The sequence below is a fragment of the Streptomyces sp. NPDC059906 genome (assembly GCF_042730645.1).
Taxonomy (GTDB): domain Bacteria; phylum Actinomycetota; class Actinomycetes; order Streptomycetales; family Streptomycetaceae; genus Streptomyces; species Streptomyces rubrogriseus.
Map to the genome: position 1 here is coordinate 14813 of NZ_JBHWKU010000026.1, position 14429 is coordinate 29241.

Here is a 14429-nt window from a genome sequence, read left to right on the forward strand (position 1 = left end):
CCGCGGCGCTCACCCGTCGAGTTCCTTGAGCCGCGCGGCCAGTACCGCCGCGATGTCGTCCAGGTGGCGGTCCCGCATCAGCTCCGGGTGGGTGCAGTCCAGGTCGTGGTTGACCAGCGCGCCACGCACGTACGGCCGCCACGCCTCACGCGTCAGCCAGTCCTCGGCACGCGGGGCGGCGGCCGTGAAGAACAGCACGTCCCCGTCGTAGGCGGCGTGCTCGTGCTCGCGCATCATGCGGGCGTGGTTCGGCACGATGTCGACGATCCGCGCCAGGGCGCGCCCGGAGAGGCCGGCGAGGGGACTGCCCGCCCGGCGCAGCGTGGCCAGCACGTCCTCGCGGTCGCGTTCGCCGGTGCGCTCGAAGCCCGCCATGCGCAGCACCGCGGTCAGCGCGTCGCCCTCCTCGGGCGCGGGCCGGTGGCGCCACTGCTCGGACGGGAACGCGTCGACCAGCGCGAGGAGTTCGACCTCCTCGCCCGCCTGCCGCAGCAGTACCGCCACGGTGTGCGCGAGCACCCCGCCGACCGACCAGCCCAGCAGCCGGTAGGGGCCGTGCGGCTGGACGCCGCGGATCCGGCCGGCGTAGTCCTCCGCCTCCTCCTGGAGCGTGCGCGGCAGCCGCTCGTCGCCGGTCAGGCCGCGGGCCTGGAGTCCGTAGACGGGCTGCTGCGGACCCAGTCGCGCGGCCAGCCCCGCATAGCACCAGGCGAGGCCGCCCGCCGGGTGGACGGCGAACAGCGGTGCCCGCTCGCCCTCGGCGCGCAGCGGCAGTACGACGCCCAGCGCGTCCTCGCCCGCCGGGCCAGCCGGTCCCACCGCCTCCAGCCGGGCGGCGAGCGCGGCGGGCGTCGGCGCCTCGAACAGGGAGCCGATGGTCAGCTCCGTGCCGAACTCCTCCCGCACCCGCGCCACCAGCCGCACCGCCAGCAGCGACGTGCCGCCCAGGTCGAAGAACGCGTCGTCCGGGCCGGCCCCCGCCACCCGGAGCACCTCGGCGAACAGCCGGACCAGCGCCGCCTCGTGGGCGGAGGCCGGGGTCCGGGCGCCCGCGCCGCCGCCGAAGACCGGGGCGGGCAGCTCGCGGCGGTCCAGCTTGCCGTTGGGCGTGAGCGGGAACTCCGCGAGGGGCACCACGGCGGCCGGGACCAGATGCTCCGGCAGCTCACGGGCCAGCGCCGCCCGCAGGTCCGCCGGGTCCGCTTCCCCGGTCACATAGCCGACGAGGCGGTCGTCCCGCACCACGGCACAGGCGCCGTCGACCCCGGGCCGCGCGGCGAGCGCCGCCTCGACCTCACCGAGTTCGACGCGCTGTCCGCGCAGCTTGACCTGGTCGTCGGTGCGGCCGAGGTACTCGACCTCGCCCTGATCCGTCCAGCGCGCCAGATCACCCGTCCGGTACATCCTGGCGCCCGCGGGCCCGAACGGGTCGGGCACGAAGCGGGACGCCGTCAGCCCCGGCCGGCCCAGGTACCCGTCGGCGAGCTGCACGCCCGCCAGGTACAGCTCTCCCGGCAGGCCGGGCGGGCACGGCCGGAGCGCCGCGTCGAGCACGTACAGGCGGGTGTTCCACACCGGCCGGCCGATCGGCACCGGGCCGGTGTCCGAGGGAGCGCAGCGGTGGTACGTGACGTCCACGGCGGCCTCCGTCGGCCCGTACAGGTTGTGCAGCTCCACGCCCGGCAGGGTGCGCGCGAAGGCCCGCGCGCTCTGGCGGGGCAGCGCCTCGCCGCTGCAGAACACCCTGCGCAGCCCCTCGCCGCACCCGGCCGCCTCCGGGGCGGACAGGAACACCTGCAGCATCGACGGCACGAAGTGGCAGGTGGTGACCGCCTGTTCGCGGATCGTCCGAGCCAGGTACACCGGGTCCCTGTGCCCGCCCGGTTCGGCGACGACCAGCGCCGCGCCCTCCCGCAGCGGCCAGAAGAACTCCCACACCGACACGTCGAACGACGAGGGAGTCTTCTGCAGCACCCGGTCCCCGGCGCTCAGACCGTACGCGTGCTGCATCCACCGCAGCCGGTTGTCGATCGCCCGGTGCGGGACGACCACGCCCTTGGGCCGCCCCGTGGAACCGGACGTGTAGATGACGTACGCGGGATGGGCGGGGGTGAGCGCCCGGGGCGGGTTCGTCCAGGCGTGCGCCGACACGTCGAGGCCGTCCAGGACGACCGTCTCGGTGCCCGTGCCGTCCGGGAGGCGCCCGGCGCGGTCGGTGACCGCACAGACGGGCGCCGCGTCCGCGAGCATGTACGTCAGCCGCGGCGCCGGGTAGTCCGGGTCCAGCGGCAGATAGGCGGCACCCGCCTTCAGCACCGCGAGCAGGGTCACGACCAGCTCGACGGAGCGCGGGACCGAGACGGCGACCACCGTGCCAGGCCGGGCACCCAGGGAACGCAGGTGCCGGGCGAGGCGGTTGGCGCGGGTGTTGAGCTGCCCGTAGGTCAGGACGGCGTCCCCGAACACCACGGCGGTGGCGTCCGGGGTGCGGGCGGCCTGCGCCTCGATCGGCCCGATCAGCGTGGTCGGAGGGAGGGCGCGTTCGGTGCGGTTGAACTCCTCCAGCACCAGGCCCTGTTCGGCCGGGGTGGCCACGCCGTGCACGGCGAGCGGGAGGTGCGGGTCGGCGCCGGTGAGCCGGTCCACCAGGTGCAGGAAGCGGTCCTGGTGCGCGGCGAGGTCGCCGTCGTCGTACAGGGCCGGGTTGCCGTCGTGGTCGATGCCGAGGCCGCGGCCGTCGGCGCGGTCGTGGATGTTGACGGTCAGGTCGTCCACGGGGCCCGCGGACAGGTTCCGGGCGCGGGCGGGCGCGCCCGCGAAGTCCACGCCGTAGTCGAAGGGCATGACGTTCACAAGCGGGCCGACCAGGGCGCGGCCCTCACCGAGCAGCCCGAGGTCGCGGCGGATGTCCTCGTAGCGGTAGCGCTGGTGGCGCCGGGCCTCGCGGATGCCGAGCACCACCTGCCGCACCAGCTCGGCGAAGGTCGCCCCGGGGGAGACGGCGAGCCTGAGCGGCAGCACGTTCATCACCATGCCGGGCACGCGCAGTGACGCCGAGCCCATGCGGCCCATCATCGGCAGGCCCAGCACCACGTCCCGCCGTGCGGCGGCCCGGGAGGTGTAGAGGGCCTGCGCCGCGATCAGCACGTCCGGCCAGGTCGCACGGAGCCGGGTGGCCAGCTCCCGCAGGCGCCGCGTGGCCTCGGGCGACAGCTGGGCGCCGCGCCGCAGGAACGTACGGGACGGCAGCGCCCCGCGCCCCGCGAGCCGGGGCGCCTGCGGGCGGTCGGCGAACGCGTCGGCCCAGTGCGCGCGGTCCGCCTCGAAGGCCGGTGAGGCGCGGTAGGCGGTGTCGTCGGCGACCAGGTCGGCGAGGGAGCCGAAGGAGCGCGGGGCGGGTGCGTCCCCGCGGGCGAGTGCCGAGTACACCTCGGCGGTGCGGCGCACCAGCAGGGAGTAGCCGTAGCCGTCCATGACCAGGTGGTGGATGCGCTGGTACCACAGCCAGCGGTCCGGCCCGACGCGGAACAGCGCGTGCCGGAACAGCGGTCCGCGCCCCAGGTCGAAGGGCTCGGCCAGGTCGGCGCGCATCCACGCCTCCGCCTGCGCACCGGTGGCCGGCTCCCGCACCGTCAGCGGGGGTTCCACGCGGTCGGCGACGTACTGGCGCGGCCCCTCGGGCGTGTCCTCGACGCGGACGACGCGCAGCGCCTCGGCCTCCGAGGTCACCCGGCGCAGCGCGGCGGCGAACAGCTCCGGGTCGAGCGGCCCGTCGATCTCCAGACACTCGGCGGTGTTCTGCGCGGGGCTCAGCGGGTCCAGGGCCTGTGCGAACCACATGCCCGACTGGGCGGCCGTCAGGGGCAGGGACGTCAGGGGCAGGGAGGCCACGGGCAGGGACGTCGGGGCCGGGGACGTCATGCGGCCCCCAGCAGTGGGGCCCAGGCCGCGATGGCCGGCCGCTCGGCGAGGTCCGCGAAACCGGCCGTGACCGCGTGCTCGCGGCGCCAGCGTTCCAGCAGCGTCATGATGCGGACCGAGTCGAGGCCGTAGTCGACGAGGCTCTCGTCCACGGGTATGTCCGCCGGGTCCTCGCCGAGGCAGTCGGCGACGTCGGCCCGGATCCGCGCCACGGTGAGCGGGGTGGGTGCCACGGCTCAGACCTCCTTCAGGAGCGCGTCGGTGGTGGTGACGACCGCGCAGCGACCGGCGGCCCAGCGCAGTGCCAGGTCGTGGTCCTCGCGGGAGAAGTCGGCTACGGCGTCGGCGACCACGAACGCCTTCAGGTCCCGCTGCCAGGCGTCGGCCGCGGTCATCAGCACGCCGATGTGCGCGTACACGCCGACGATCACGAGCTGGTCGCGGCCCGTCCCGCGCAGCAGGTCCGCGAGGCCGGTGCGGACGAAGGCGCTGTACTTCCACTTGGTGAGCACCGTGTCCCCGTCCTCGGGCGCCACGGCGTCGGGCACGGCGAGTTTCTCCGCGTCGTCGGCGACGCCGGGGCCCCAGAAGTCGAGCTGGAGTCCGCGCTCCTCCGGAGTCTGGCCGCCGCGCTGGGCGGAGTAGACGACCGGGACGCCGAGCCGCCGGTACTCCTTCAGCAGGCGGGCCGTGTTGCCCAGCATGCCGGTCAGGGGCTGCTCACCGGCCGGGAAGGCGGACAGGAAGTGCTGCTGGAGGTCGTGCACGAGCAGAACGGCACGCGCCGGATCCACGGCCCAGGACACGCGGTTCGCGGGGAGTTCGTCCGCCGCCGGGAGCGGATAGGGGGTGATGGCGGGCAGGGCCATGGGGGAGGGCCTCTCGGGGTCGGACGCACCGGCGGCGGAGCGCAGCCGCTTCTTGCTGATCTTGCCGATGCCGGTCTGCGGGAAGGCGTCGACGAACTCGACGAGGTCGGGCACCTTGTAGGCGGCGATGCCGCGTTCGCGCACGAACCGTTTGACCGCGACCGGCCGCAGCGGCTCGGCTCCCTCGCGCAGGATCACATAGGCCAGGGAGCGTTCGCCCAGGTAGTCGTCGGGCACCGCGACCACCGACACGTCGTGCACCGACGGGTGGGCGAGGACGATGTTCTCGACCTCCTCCGGCGCGATCTTCTCGCCGCCGCGGTTGATCTGGTCCTTGGCCCGGCCCTCCACCACGAGATGACCCGACGGCGTGCGGCGCACGATGTCACCGGTGCGGTAGAAGCCGTCCTCGGTGAAGGCCCGCCGGTTGTGTTCCGGGGCCCGCCAGTAGCCGCGGATCGTGTACGGGCCGCGGGTGAGCAGGTGTCCGAACTCCCCGTCGGCCACGTCCCGGTCGGCGTCGTCGACGACGCGGATCTCGTCGTCGGGGGAGATCGGCCGGCCCTGGGTGGTGACGACGGTCTCGGTGTCGTCGTCCAGCCGGGTGTAGTTGACCAGGCCCTCCGCCATCCCGAAGACCTGCATCAGCCGGCAGCCCAGCGCCGGTTCCAGCCGACGGGCCGCCTGCTCGCTGTACTTGGCGCCGCCGACCAGCGCCAGCTCCAGGCTGGACAGGTCGTGCGCGGTCTCGGTCGCGGCCTGCGTCCACACCAGCGCCAGCGGCGGCACCAGCCCCGTCATGGTGATCCGCTCCCGGGCGATGAGCGGGAACGCGGTGTCGGGGTCGGGCTTCGGGCAGAGCACCACCGTGCCGCCCGCGTACAGCGTGCCCAGCCAGCCGGGGGAACTCATCGGGAAGTTGTGCGCGGCGGGCAGGACGACGAGGAAGCGGGTGTCGCCGTCCACGCCGCAGATCTCGTTGGAGCCCCGCAGCGAGTACAGATAGTCGTCGTGGGTGCGCGGGATCAGCTTGGACACACCCGTCGTCCCGCCCGAGAGCTGGAGGAAGGCCAGCTCGTGCGGCTCGGGCCCGTCGAACGGACCGGCCGGCTCGCACGGCACGTCGGACAGCGCGGTGTGCTCGCCGGGGTCGCCCGCCACGAACACGTGCCTGAGCCCGGGCGCCGCCTTCCGCATGCGGGAGGCGAGTTCGCGGTGGTCGTAGCCCGCGTGCACGTCCGGGACGACGTACGCGACGGCCTCGGTGAAGGAGCAGAAGTGGGCGATCTCCGTCTCCCGGTGCGCGGGCAGCGCGTACACCGGCAGCGCGCCGACGCGGAACAGGGCGAAGACCACCTCGGCGAACTCACCGACGTTGGGCAGTTGTACGACGACCCGGTCGCCCTTGCCGATGCCGCGGGCGAGGAACCCGGCGGCGAGCCGGTCGGCCCGCTCGTCCAGCTCCCGGTAGGTCCAGGTGCGCCGGTCGGGGGCCGGGGCCACCAGGGCGATCCGGTCGGGGTGCGCTTCGGCGCGTTCGCGCAGCATGCCGCCGAAGGTCTCGCCGCGCCAGTGACCGGCGGCGCGGTAGCGGGCGGCGAACTCGTCCGGCCAGGTGGGCGCGTCCACGCCCGGGGTGAGGGTCACAGCGCCGCTCCCACCGCGTCCAGGAACGTACGGAACTTGGCGGCGGTCTCCGCCGTCTCGGCCTCGGGTGTGGAGGCGGCGACGACGCCGGCGCCGGCGAACAGCCTGAGCAGCCGTCCCTCGGCCTCGGCGCAGCGGATGGTCACGACCCACTCGCCGTCGCCGTCGGCGTCCTGCCAGCCGACCATGCCCGTGTAGGCGCCCCGGTCGAAGGGCTCCGCCTCGGCGATCACGGCCCGCGCCGCCTCGGTCGGCGTGCCGCACACCGCCGGGGTGGGGTGCAGCGCGGACGCCAGGTCCAGCGCGGTCGCCCGGGCGTCGGCGAGTTCGCCGGTGACCGTGGTCGACAGGTGCCACATGGCCGCCGTACGCACCAGGGTGGGCCGCTCGGGCACCTCAAGGACCGTGCAGTACGGCGCGAGCGCCTCCCGTACGGCGGCCACGACGACGGCGTGTTCGTGCAGGTCCTTGGGGGATTCGAGGAGGGCGACCGCGCGGCGTACGTCCTCGGCCAGGTCCGCGCTGCGCGGTGCCGAGCCCGCGAGCGGGTTGGCGGTCAGCCGGCCGCCCTGCCGGGCGACGAGCAGTTCGGGGCTGGCGCCGACCAGGGTGCGGCCGGGGCCGCTCGGCACGGCGAAGGTGTATCCGGCCGGGTCGCGGTGGGCCAGGCGGCGCAGCATCGCGGGCAGGTCCGGCTCGCGCGCCGAGGTCAGCTCCAGGGTGCGGGCGAGTACGACCTTGTCGAACTCCCCGGCCCGCATCCGCGCCACCGCCGCCGCGACGGCCTGCCCGTACCGTTCGGGCGCCGGTACCTCCCGCACCCGCCAGCGCGGCCGGTCCTCGTCGGCGGCGACGGGCAGGGCGATCAGCGGGTCCTCCCGCAGCGGCGGCGCCCACCGCACCGACCGGGGCACGGCCAGCGCGGGCGGGGCGTCCGGGGCGAACGGCAGCGCGCCGACGACCACCGGCGCGGGGACGCCCGCACGGCGCGCGGTGTCCAGCACCTCACGCACCCGGACGGCGGCCGGGCGGGAGTCGTGGGGCACCGCGGCGGCGGTACCGCGGCCCAGGAGGGTGCGGTGCGGGGTGGCGAGGAAGCGGTCGGTGGCGGGCCGGTAGGACTCCAGGAGGGCGGTGGCCGCGCCGGGCTCGGCCGGGGCGGCGGTGGGCGGGGGCGTGTGCAGGGAAAGGGACATGGCTGTCTCCAGTGGGGGTGGCGTGCGCGGTCCCGGGGCGGGCGCGGGCGGATCAGGCCCGCAGGGTGGCGCCGCCGTCGACGTACAGGTCGTGCATCGTGATGTGCCGGGCGCGGTCGGAGACCAGGAAGACGACCGCGTCGGCGATGTCGGCCGGATCGGCGATGCGGCCCAGCGGGATGCCCGTGCGGTACGCGGCGGGGTCTCCCTCGACCACGCGCCGCACGGAGGCCCTCTCGTCACCGGCCGTCCACAGGGCGCGCTGCATGTCGGTGAGGGTGGAGCCGGGGGAGACCGTGTTGCAGCGCACGCCCCGCCCGGCGACCTCCAGGCCCAGGCACTTGGTGAACATGACGGCGGCGGCCTTCGAGGCGGCGTACGCGGCGAGGCCCGCCCGGGGGACACCGGCCGCGTTGGAGGCGACCGTGACGATGCTGCCGTGCCCGCGTCCGGTCATCCGGCGGGCCGCGGCGCGCGAGACGTTCAGGACGCCGGTGGCGTTGACGGCGAAGGTGGCCGCCCAGTCCTCGTCGGCCAGGTCCACGACGTGCGACGGGCGCAGGATCCCGGCCACGTTGACCGCGATGTCCAGCGGACCGAGGGTGTGCTCCGTGTCGTCGACCAACCGCTCCACCGCGTCGGCGTCGGTGACGTCGAGGGCGTGGGCGGTGATCCGGCCGTCGCCCTGCCCGGAGGCGAGCCGCTCGACGCCCTCGGGCGCGCGGTCGGTGGCGACGACGCGGGCGCCCTCGTCGACGAGCGCGGTGACCACGGCCGCGCCGATGCCCCGGCCCGCCCCCGTCACGAGGGCGAGCCGGCCGTCGAGTCCGGCCGTCACGAGGTGAGCGCCGCGGTCAGGTCGTCCAGGACGACACGGGCCGCGAGCGGGCCGCCCGCGCTGTTCCACGCGGAGCCCTGGACCACGACGACGTGGCCCTCCTTCTCGGCCTTCAGCCTGCCGAAGTTGGGCACCTGCTTCGCCTCGGCGTACGCCTTCTCCCCGTCGGCCTTCTCACCGAGGGCGCCGAAGAACAGCCAGTCGCCGTCGATGGTGGAGAGCTTCTCCAGGCTGACCGGCTCGCTGTGGCCGGTGCCGACGCCCTGCTGGTCCTCCGGGCGGTCCAGGCCGAGCGCGGTGAGGGTGGCGCCCACGTGGCCCACGCCCCGGCCGACCGCGGACGGCGCCTTGTTCTGCCAGCGCACCACGCTGACCACCGCGCCGGCGTTCTCGCCCAGCTTGCCCTTGGTCGCGGCCACGTCGGCGTCGAAGTCGCTCAGCAGCTTCTGGGCCTCGGCCTTCTGGTTCAGCGCGTCGGCCGTGGCCGTGAACGCCTTCTTCCAGTCCTCGTTGAGCTTGGCGGTGACCACGGTCGGGGCTATGGACTCCAGCTTGGAGACCTCCTTCTTCACCGCCGTGGTCTCGTCGAGGAGGATCAGGTCGGGCTGGAGCGCGGCAAGCTTCTCCATGTCGGCCTCGGCCACGGTGGCGACGACGTCCGCCTTGCCCGCCTTGCCGGCCAGGTAGGTGGAGACGCCCTGCTGCCCGCGTCCGGCGGTCGCGCCGACCGGCTCGACGCCGAGCGCCAGGGCGGCGTCGAGGGTGGGCTCGCTCAGGGTGACGACCTTCTTGGGGGCGGTCGGTACCTCGACCTGGCGGCCCGTGGCGTCGGTGACCCGACGGGTGCTCGACGCCTGGCCGCCCGCGCTGTCGCTGCCGCCGTCGTCGTCACCGCAGCCGGTGAGGAGCAGGGCTCCCGCCACGACGGCTGCGGCGGACGTCACGACGGTTCTGCGGGAGGCACGCACGAGGGACATGAGAAGGGGACTCCTTGGTGATAAGGGATGGAGGCGATGAAGGGATGGAGGCGATGAAGGGATGGAGGCGATGCAGGGATGGAGGCGATGAAGGGGCGAGTGGTTCAGGGGGCGGGGTCGGCGCCGTCGGCGCCCAGCAGACGCACCAGGCCGGAGGCCAGGGCCCCGTGCCAGCAGGCGTAGTCGTGGCCGCCGTTGTACGTGTCGCGGGTGACCCGGTGCCCCGTCGCGCGCAGGGCGTCGTACAGGGCGAGGGTCTGCCCGACCATGGAGCCCTCGTGCAGGCCCACGTCCAGATGGACCGTCAGGGGCGCGGCCGCACCGGAGGCGTAGCGGCCGACCAGCCACGGGGCGCCGCGCACCGGTGGTTTGACCGCACCCGGGGGCGGCAGGCCGGGGCGCCACCACAGGGAGGCGGACTGGGCGAGGACGTTGCCGAAGCGGTCGGGGCGCAGCCGGCCCGCGTGCAGCGCCGTCATGGCGCCGAGGCTCTGCCCGGCGACCACGGTCCGGCGCGGGTCGGTGGTCAGCGGCCAGCGCCCGGCCGCCCACGGCAGCAGGGCGTCGGCCAGGAAGGCGACGAAGGGGTCCCGGCAGCCGAGGTCGCGCCACCGGGTGCGCCGGTCCACGGCGTCCGGCGCCACCACCACGAGGGGCGGCAGCGCGCCGTCCGCGATCAGCGCGTCCAGCGTGTCGCCGAGACCGAGCCGTCCGAGCCACATGTCGCCGTCGCACAGCACCACGACCGGCAGCGGCGCGGCCGGGGCCCGGTCGCGCCCCGGCGGCAGATAGACCCAGACGTCCCGGTCGCCGACTGGAGCCGAGCCCGGTACCCGGTGCCGCTCCACCCGCCCCGCCGGCACCGTGCCCCGGCGCCCGGCCCACGGCTCGGCCGGGGCGTCGGGCAGGGCGAAGACCGAACTGTCGGCCCTCTGCCAACGGGTCGCGACCGTACGGCGGCCCAGCGGGTCGGCCGCGGCGTGCGCGGACAGCGACCGCAGCCGCTGCTGGAGGGCGGCGGGGTCGGCGGGCGCGTCCCCCAGCGAGAGGTCGGCGGCCAGCCGGTACGAACCGCGGTGGTCGGAGCGCAGGCGCAGGCCCAGGTGCCAGACGTCGGTGCCGGGCACCCGCTCCAGGAGCGAACCGGCCAGCCGGTCGCGGTCGGTGATGCGGTTGCCGCACAACAGGACCCGGCGGGTGGCGCGGTGGCCGCGCCACAGGAACGTGACCGCCCGGTGGTGCGGCTCCCCGTCGAGTTCCTCGACGAGCGGGCTGCCCAGGTGCTCCGCCTCGCTCCAGAAGGCGTCCGTCAACGCCGCCCGCCGCGCCGCGTCGGCCCCCTCGGTCTCCTCCAGGAGGCGTGCCAGGCGCGGGCCCGTGACCCGGACGGGGCGGACGTCCGGCGTGGCGGCGCCGTGGGAGGCGGGGCGGGGGAGGGTGGTCATCGGTGTTCTCCGTGAACCGCTGGTCGGAGGCAGGGCAGGGGTCAGGAACTGACGACGAAATCGTCAACAGCTAAGGTAAGGCTAGCCTAAGCTAAGCACATGTCCATTGGAACATGTACAGCGCATCCGGCCGATCCCGTGCCGCCCGACGCCGCGCACGGAGCGAAGCGGCCGCGCCCCCGAGGCTCCCTGCGCGCGGCCGGACTGCTCCTCGGTGTCGCCCTGTTGGTGGTGGCCGCCGCACTCTCGCTGGCCGTGGGTGCCAAGCAGATCCCCCTCGACCAGGTCTGGTCGGCGCTCACCGCGCCCGCCGGCACGGAGAACGACGCGATCGTGCGGGACCTGCGACTGCCGCGCACCCTCGTCGGCGCCGCCGTCGGCATCGCGCTCGGCCTCGGCGGCGCGGTCATGCAGACCCTGACCCGCAACCCGCTCGCCGACCCCGGGCTGCTCGGTGTGAACGCGGGCGCCTCCGCGGCCGTCGTCACCGCCATCGGCGTCCTCGGCATCACGTCGTTCACCGGCTACCTGTGGTTCGCGCTGGCCGGAGCCGCCCTCGCCGCCACCGCCGTCAACGCCCTCGGCGGCGGCCGGTGGGCCACACCGGTGCGGCTCGCGCTGGCCGGAACCGCCGTCAACGCCGCCCTGTTCGGCTACGTCAACGGCCTGTCGCTGTGGCACCTGAGCACCCTCGACGAGATGCGGTACTGGTCGGTCGGCACCCTCGCCAAGCGCGACGTCTCGCTGCTGCTCACGGTGGCACCGCTGCTCGCGGCCGGCGCGCTGCTCGCCCTGGCGCTGGCCCGGCCGCTCGGCGCGCTCGCCCTCGGCGAGGACCACGCGCTGGCACTGGGCACCCGCGTGCGGCGCGTGCGGGTGCTGTCCGTCCTCGCCATCACCCTGCTGTGCGGCGGCGCCACCGCCGTGTGCGGGCCGATCGGCTTCGTGGGCCTGATGATCCCGCACGCCGCCCGCGCCTTCTGCGGCCCCGACCCGCGCTGGATGTTCCCCTACTGCGCCCTGTACGCGCCGGTGCTGCTGCTCGTCTCCGACGTGGTCGGACGGATCGTGGTGCCACCCTCCGAGATCGAGGTGGGCACGGTCACCGCCTTCCTCGGCGGACTGCTGTTCATCCATCTCGTCCGCCGTCGGAAGGTGGCCCAGCTGTGAGCTCCGTGAAGGACGGCACCGTGCGGCCCGGACTCCTGCACGCCGGACGCTGGTCGCTGCGCTACGACGTCCGCGCCCTGCTGGTCTGCGTCGCGCTCGCCGCGCTGACGGCCTGCGCCATGGTGCTGGCCATCGGCACCGGGACGTACGAACTGTCCCCGCCCGAGGTGCTGCGCACCCTGACCGGCGGCGGCCCGCCGGGCGCCGGGTTCGTGGTGCTCGACCTGCGGCTGCCGCGGGCCCTGGTGGCCGGGCTGGTCGGCTTCGGCATGGGGATGGCGGGCGCGGTGTTCCAGTCGCTGACCCGCAACCCGCTCGGCAGCCCCGACATCATCGGCTTCGGCAACGGCGCCTCGGCGGGCGCCCTCGTCGCGATCATCCTCCTCGACGCCGGCGCGGCACAGACGGCGCTCGGCGCGGTGTGCGGCGGCCTGGCCACCGCCGTCGCCGTCTACCTGCTGGCCTGGAAGCGGGGCGTGCACGGCTACCGGCTGGTCCTCGTCGGCATCGGTGCCTCCGCCGTGCTCGGCTCCGCGACCAGTTTCCTGTACGTGCGCGCCGACATCGGCAAGGCGGCGCAGGCCGCGAGCTGGATGATCGGCTCGCTCAACGCCCGTGACTGGGCCGACGTCCGTGTCGCGGCGCTCGGACTGGTGGTGCTGGTCCCGGTGGTCCTGGTGCACGGGCGGCGGCTGACCATGCTGGAGATGGGCGACGACACCGCCGCCGCGCTGGGGGTCCCGCCCGAACGCAGCCGTCTCGTCCTGCTGAGCGCCGGTACGGGACTGACCGCGATGGCCGTCGCCGCGGCCGGTCCGATCCCGTTCGTCGCCATGGCCGCCCCGCAGCTGGCCCGCCGGGTCACCCGCGCCGCCGGTCCGGGAGTGCTCAGCGCCGGGTGGACGGGCGCCTTCCTGGTGACCGCCGCCGACCTGGCCACCCAGCGGCTGACCGGGTCCGCCCTGCTGCCGGTGGGCGTGGTGACCGGAGTGGCGGGCGGCGCCTACCTCGCCTGGCTGCTGCGCGGGGAGCGCCGGGGCTCGCGGCTGTGAGGGGCGGGCGGCGGGCCGGCCGGTCGCAAGCGCGTCGCACGTCGGCGTCACACCGCGGCGTCGCACGGCGTCGTCGCTCACCGCACGTCGGCGTCGCGTGCAGTCGGTGACCGGACGGCGGGCGGCGCCGGGGGCGGGACCGGTTCGGGCGGGATCCGCTCACCCTCGGTCCTCGCCTGGCTGCTGCGCGGGGAGCGCCGGGGCTCGCGGCTGTGAGGGGCGGGCGGCGGGCCGGCCGGTCGCAAGCTCGTCGCACGTCGGCGTCACACCGCGGCGTCGCACGGCGTCGTCGCTCACCGCACGTCGGCGTCGCGTGCCGTCGGTGACCCGACGGCGGGCGACGCCGGGGGCGGGACCGGTTCGGGCGGGAGCCGTCCACCCCCCGGTTCTTACCGTCGAGTAATATCGCGCGGCAGGCCCCCCATGAGGAGGAACCGTGTCACGGTCCGAACGCTCACCCCTGCTGCTCGCCGGCCTGCTGGCCACCGCGGGCGTCGCCCATTTCGCCCAGCCCCGCCCCTTCGACGCCACCGTCCCGCGCTCCCTGCCGGGCACCCCCCGGGCCTGGACGTACGCCAGCGGCGTCGCCGAACTCGCGCTGGCCGCCGGACTCGCCGTGCCGCGCACCCGCAGGGCCGCCGCGCTGAGCGCCGCGGCCTTCTTCGTCGGGGTGTTCCCCGCCAACGTCAAGATGGCCTGGGACTGGCGGCACCGCCCCGCCCCGCAGCAGGCCGCCGCCCTCGGACGGCTGCCCGTACAGGTGCCGCTCGTGCTGTGGGCCCGCGCCGTCGCCCGGAGCAGCGGGAGCCGGTCATGAGCGCGCTCCCCGCCGTGGGCGACACCGTCGAGGACTTCACGCTGCCGGACGAGACCGGCACCCCCCGCCGCCTGTCCGACCTGCTCGCCGACGGCCCGGTCGTCCTCTTCTTCTACCCCGCCGCCCTGACCACCGGCTGCACCGCGGAGGCCTGCCACTTCCGCGACCTCGCCGCCGAGTTCGCCGCGGTCGGCGCCCGGCCCGTCGGCGTCAGCGGCGACCCCGTCGAACGCCAGCAGGAGTTCGCCGGGCGCCACAGCCTGGGCATGCCGCTGCTGTCCGACACCGACGGTGCGGTCCGCGAGCGGTTCGGGGTGAAGCGGGGCTTCAGCCTGGCTCCCACCAAGCGGGTCACCTTCGTCGTCGGGCAGGACCGCACCCTGCTGGACGTCGTCCGCAGCGAGATCAGGATGAACACGCACGCCGACCGCGCCCTCGCCGCGCTCCGCGCTCACCGACCGTGACGGGACCACCCGGGCCCCGCCCCGGTTGATACC

11 protein-coding genes and 1 pseudogene are annotated in these 14429 nt (G+C 75.3%); 4 read left to right on the forward strand and 8 right to left on the reverse strand.

The window, feature by feature from the left end:
* Positions 1–9 precede the first annotated feature (9 nt).
* The 8 genes and pseudogenes from ACFV9J_RS30395 to fes all read right to left on the reverse strand — a co-directional run bounded on the left by ACFV9J_RS30395 (position 10) and on the right by fes (position 10893).
* Positions 10–3921 carry an amino acid adenylation domain-containing protein gene (locus tag ACFV9J_RS30395; protein ID WP_385359364.1) on the reverse strand — a complete coding sequence of 1304 codons (3912 nt, stop codon included), beginning with the start codon at positions 3919–3921 and terminating at the stop codon, positions 10–12.
* On the reverse strand, positions 3918–4154 hold the full coding sequence (locus ACFV9J_RS30400) for a phosphopantetheine-binding protein (RefSeq protein ID WP_385359367.1): 237 nt from the start codon (positions 4152–4154) through the stop codon (positions 3918–3920). Before ACFV9J_RS30400 ends, ACFV9J_RS30395 begins: the two co-directional genes overlap by 4 nt.
* Before the next feature lie 3 nt (positions 4155–4157).
* Positions 4158–4790, reverse strand: coding sequence for an isochorismatase family protein (locus tag ACFV9J_RS30405; RefSeq protein ID WP_385359569.1), 633 nt, complete (start codon positions 4788–4790; stop codon positions 4158–4160).
* Between the two features lie 15 nt (positions 4791–4805).
* Positions 4806–6437: pseudogene (locus ACFV9J_RS30410) on the reverse strand ((2,3-dihydroxybenzoyl)adenylate synthase); the annotation flags it as partial.
* On the reverse strand, positions 6434–7633 hold the full coding sequence (locus tag ACFV9J_RS30415; RefSeq protein WP_385359369.1) for an isochorismate synthase: 1200 nt from the start codon (positions 7631–7633) through the stop codon (positions 6434–6436). The pseudogene ACFV9J_RS30410 and the gene ACFV9J_RS30415, both read right to left, overlap by 4 nt.
* A gap of 52 nt (positions 7634–7685) precedes the next feature.
* The gene (locus ACFV9J_RS30420; protein WP_385359371.1) at positions 7686–8471 is read right to left on the reverse strand and encodes a 2,3-dihydro-2,3-dihydroxybenzoate dehydrogenase; all 786 of its coding nucleotides are present in this window, start codon (positions 8469–8471) and stop codon (positions 7686–7688) included.
* A complete protein-coding gene (locus ACFV9J_RS30425) occupies positions 8468–9448 on the reverse strand; it encodes an ABC transporter substrate-binding protein (RefSeq protein WP_385359373.1) in 981 nt (326 codons plus the stop codon). The genes ACFV9J_RS30420 and ACFV9J_RS30425 overlap by 4 nt, the downstream gene beginning before the upstream one ends.
* Positions 9449–9552: 104 nt before the next feature.
* Positions 9553–10893: an enterochelin esterase gene (gene fes, locus ACFV9J_RS30430; protein WP_385359375.1), complete on the reverse strand. Its 1341-nt coding sequence runs from the start codon at positions 10891–10893 to the stop codon at positions 9553–9555.
* 99 nt (positions 10894–10992) lie between these two features.
* Here fes and ACFV9J_RS30435 point away from each other — a divergent pair, with 99 nt between their 5' ends.
* The 4 genes from ACFV9J_RS30435 (at position 10993) to ACFV9J_RS30450 (ending at position 14396) form a co-directional block, all read left to right on the forward strand.
* On the forward strand, positions 10993–12063 hold the full coding sequence (locus ACFV9J_RS30435) for a FecCD family ABC transporter permease (protein ID WP_385359377.1): 1071 nt from the start codon (positions 10993–10995) through the stop codon (positions 12061–12063).
* Complete coding sequence (locus ACFV9J_RS30440; RefSeq protein ID WP_385359380.1) at positions 12060–13115, forward strand: FecCD family ABC transporter permease; 1056 nt, start codon at positions 12060–12062, stop codon at positions 13113–13115. The genes ACFV9J_RS30435 and ACFV9J_RS30440 overlap by 4 nt, the downstream gene beginning before the upstream one ends.
* 436 nt (positions 13116–13551) lie before the next feature.
* Positions 13552–13932 carry a DoxX family protein gene (locus ACFV9J_RS30445; RefSeq protein WP_385359382.1) on the forward strand — a complete coding sequence of 127 codons (381 nt, stop codon included), beginning with the start codon at positions 13552–13554 and terminating at the stop codon, positions 13930–13932.
* Positions 13929–14396 (forward strand): peroxiredoxin, encoded by a 468-nt coding sequence (locus ACFV9J_RS30450; RefSeq protein ID WP_385359385.1) that lies wholly within the window; start codon positions 13929–13931, stop codon positions 14394–14396. Before ACFV9J_RS30445 ends, ACFV9J_RS30450 begins: the two co-directional genes overlap by 4 nt.
* Positions 14397–14429: the final 33 nt, after the last annotated feature.

Excerpts from the sequence above, each read along its gene's own strand:
- ACFV9J_RS30395 (WP_385359364.1), bottom strand. The coding sequence starts at position 3,921 with ATGACGTCCCCGGCCCCGACGTCCCTGCCCGTGGCCTCCCTGCCCCTG.
- ACFV9J_RS30405 (WP_385359569.1), bottom strand. The coding sequence starts at position 4,790 with ATGGCCCTGCCCGCCATCACCCCCTATCCGCTCCCGGCGGCGGACGAA.
- ACFV9J_RS30415 (WP_385359369.1), bottom strand. The coding sequence starts at position 7,633 with ATGTCCCTTTCCCTGCACACGCCCCCGCCCACCGCCGCCCCGGCCGAG.
- ACFV9J_RS30425 (WP_385359373.1), bottom strand. The coding sequence starts at position 9,448 with ATGTCCCTCGTGCGTGCCTCCCGCAGAACCGTCGTGACGTCCGCCGCA.
- fes (WP_385359375.1), bottom strand. The coding sequence starts at position 10,893 with ATGACCACCCTCCCCCGCCCCGCCTCCCACGGCGCCGCCACGCCGGAC.
- ACFV9J_RS30435 (WP_385359377.1), top strand. The coding sequence starts at position 10,993 with ATGTCCATTGGAACATGTACAGCGCATCCGGCCGATCCCGTGCCGCCC.
- ACFV9J_RS30450 (WP_385359385.1), top strand. The coding sequence starts at position 13,929 with ATGAGCGCGCTCCCCGCCGTGGGCGACACCGTCGAGGACTTCACGCTG.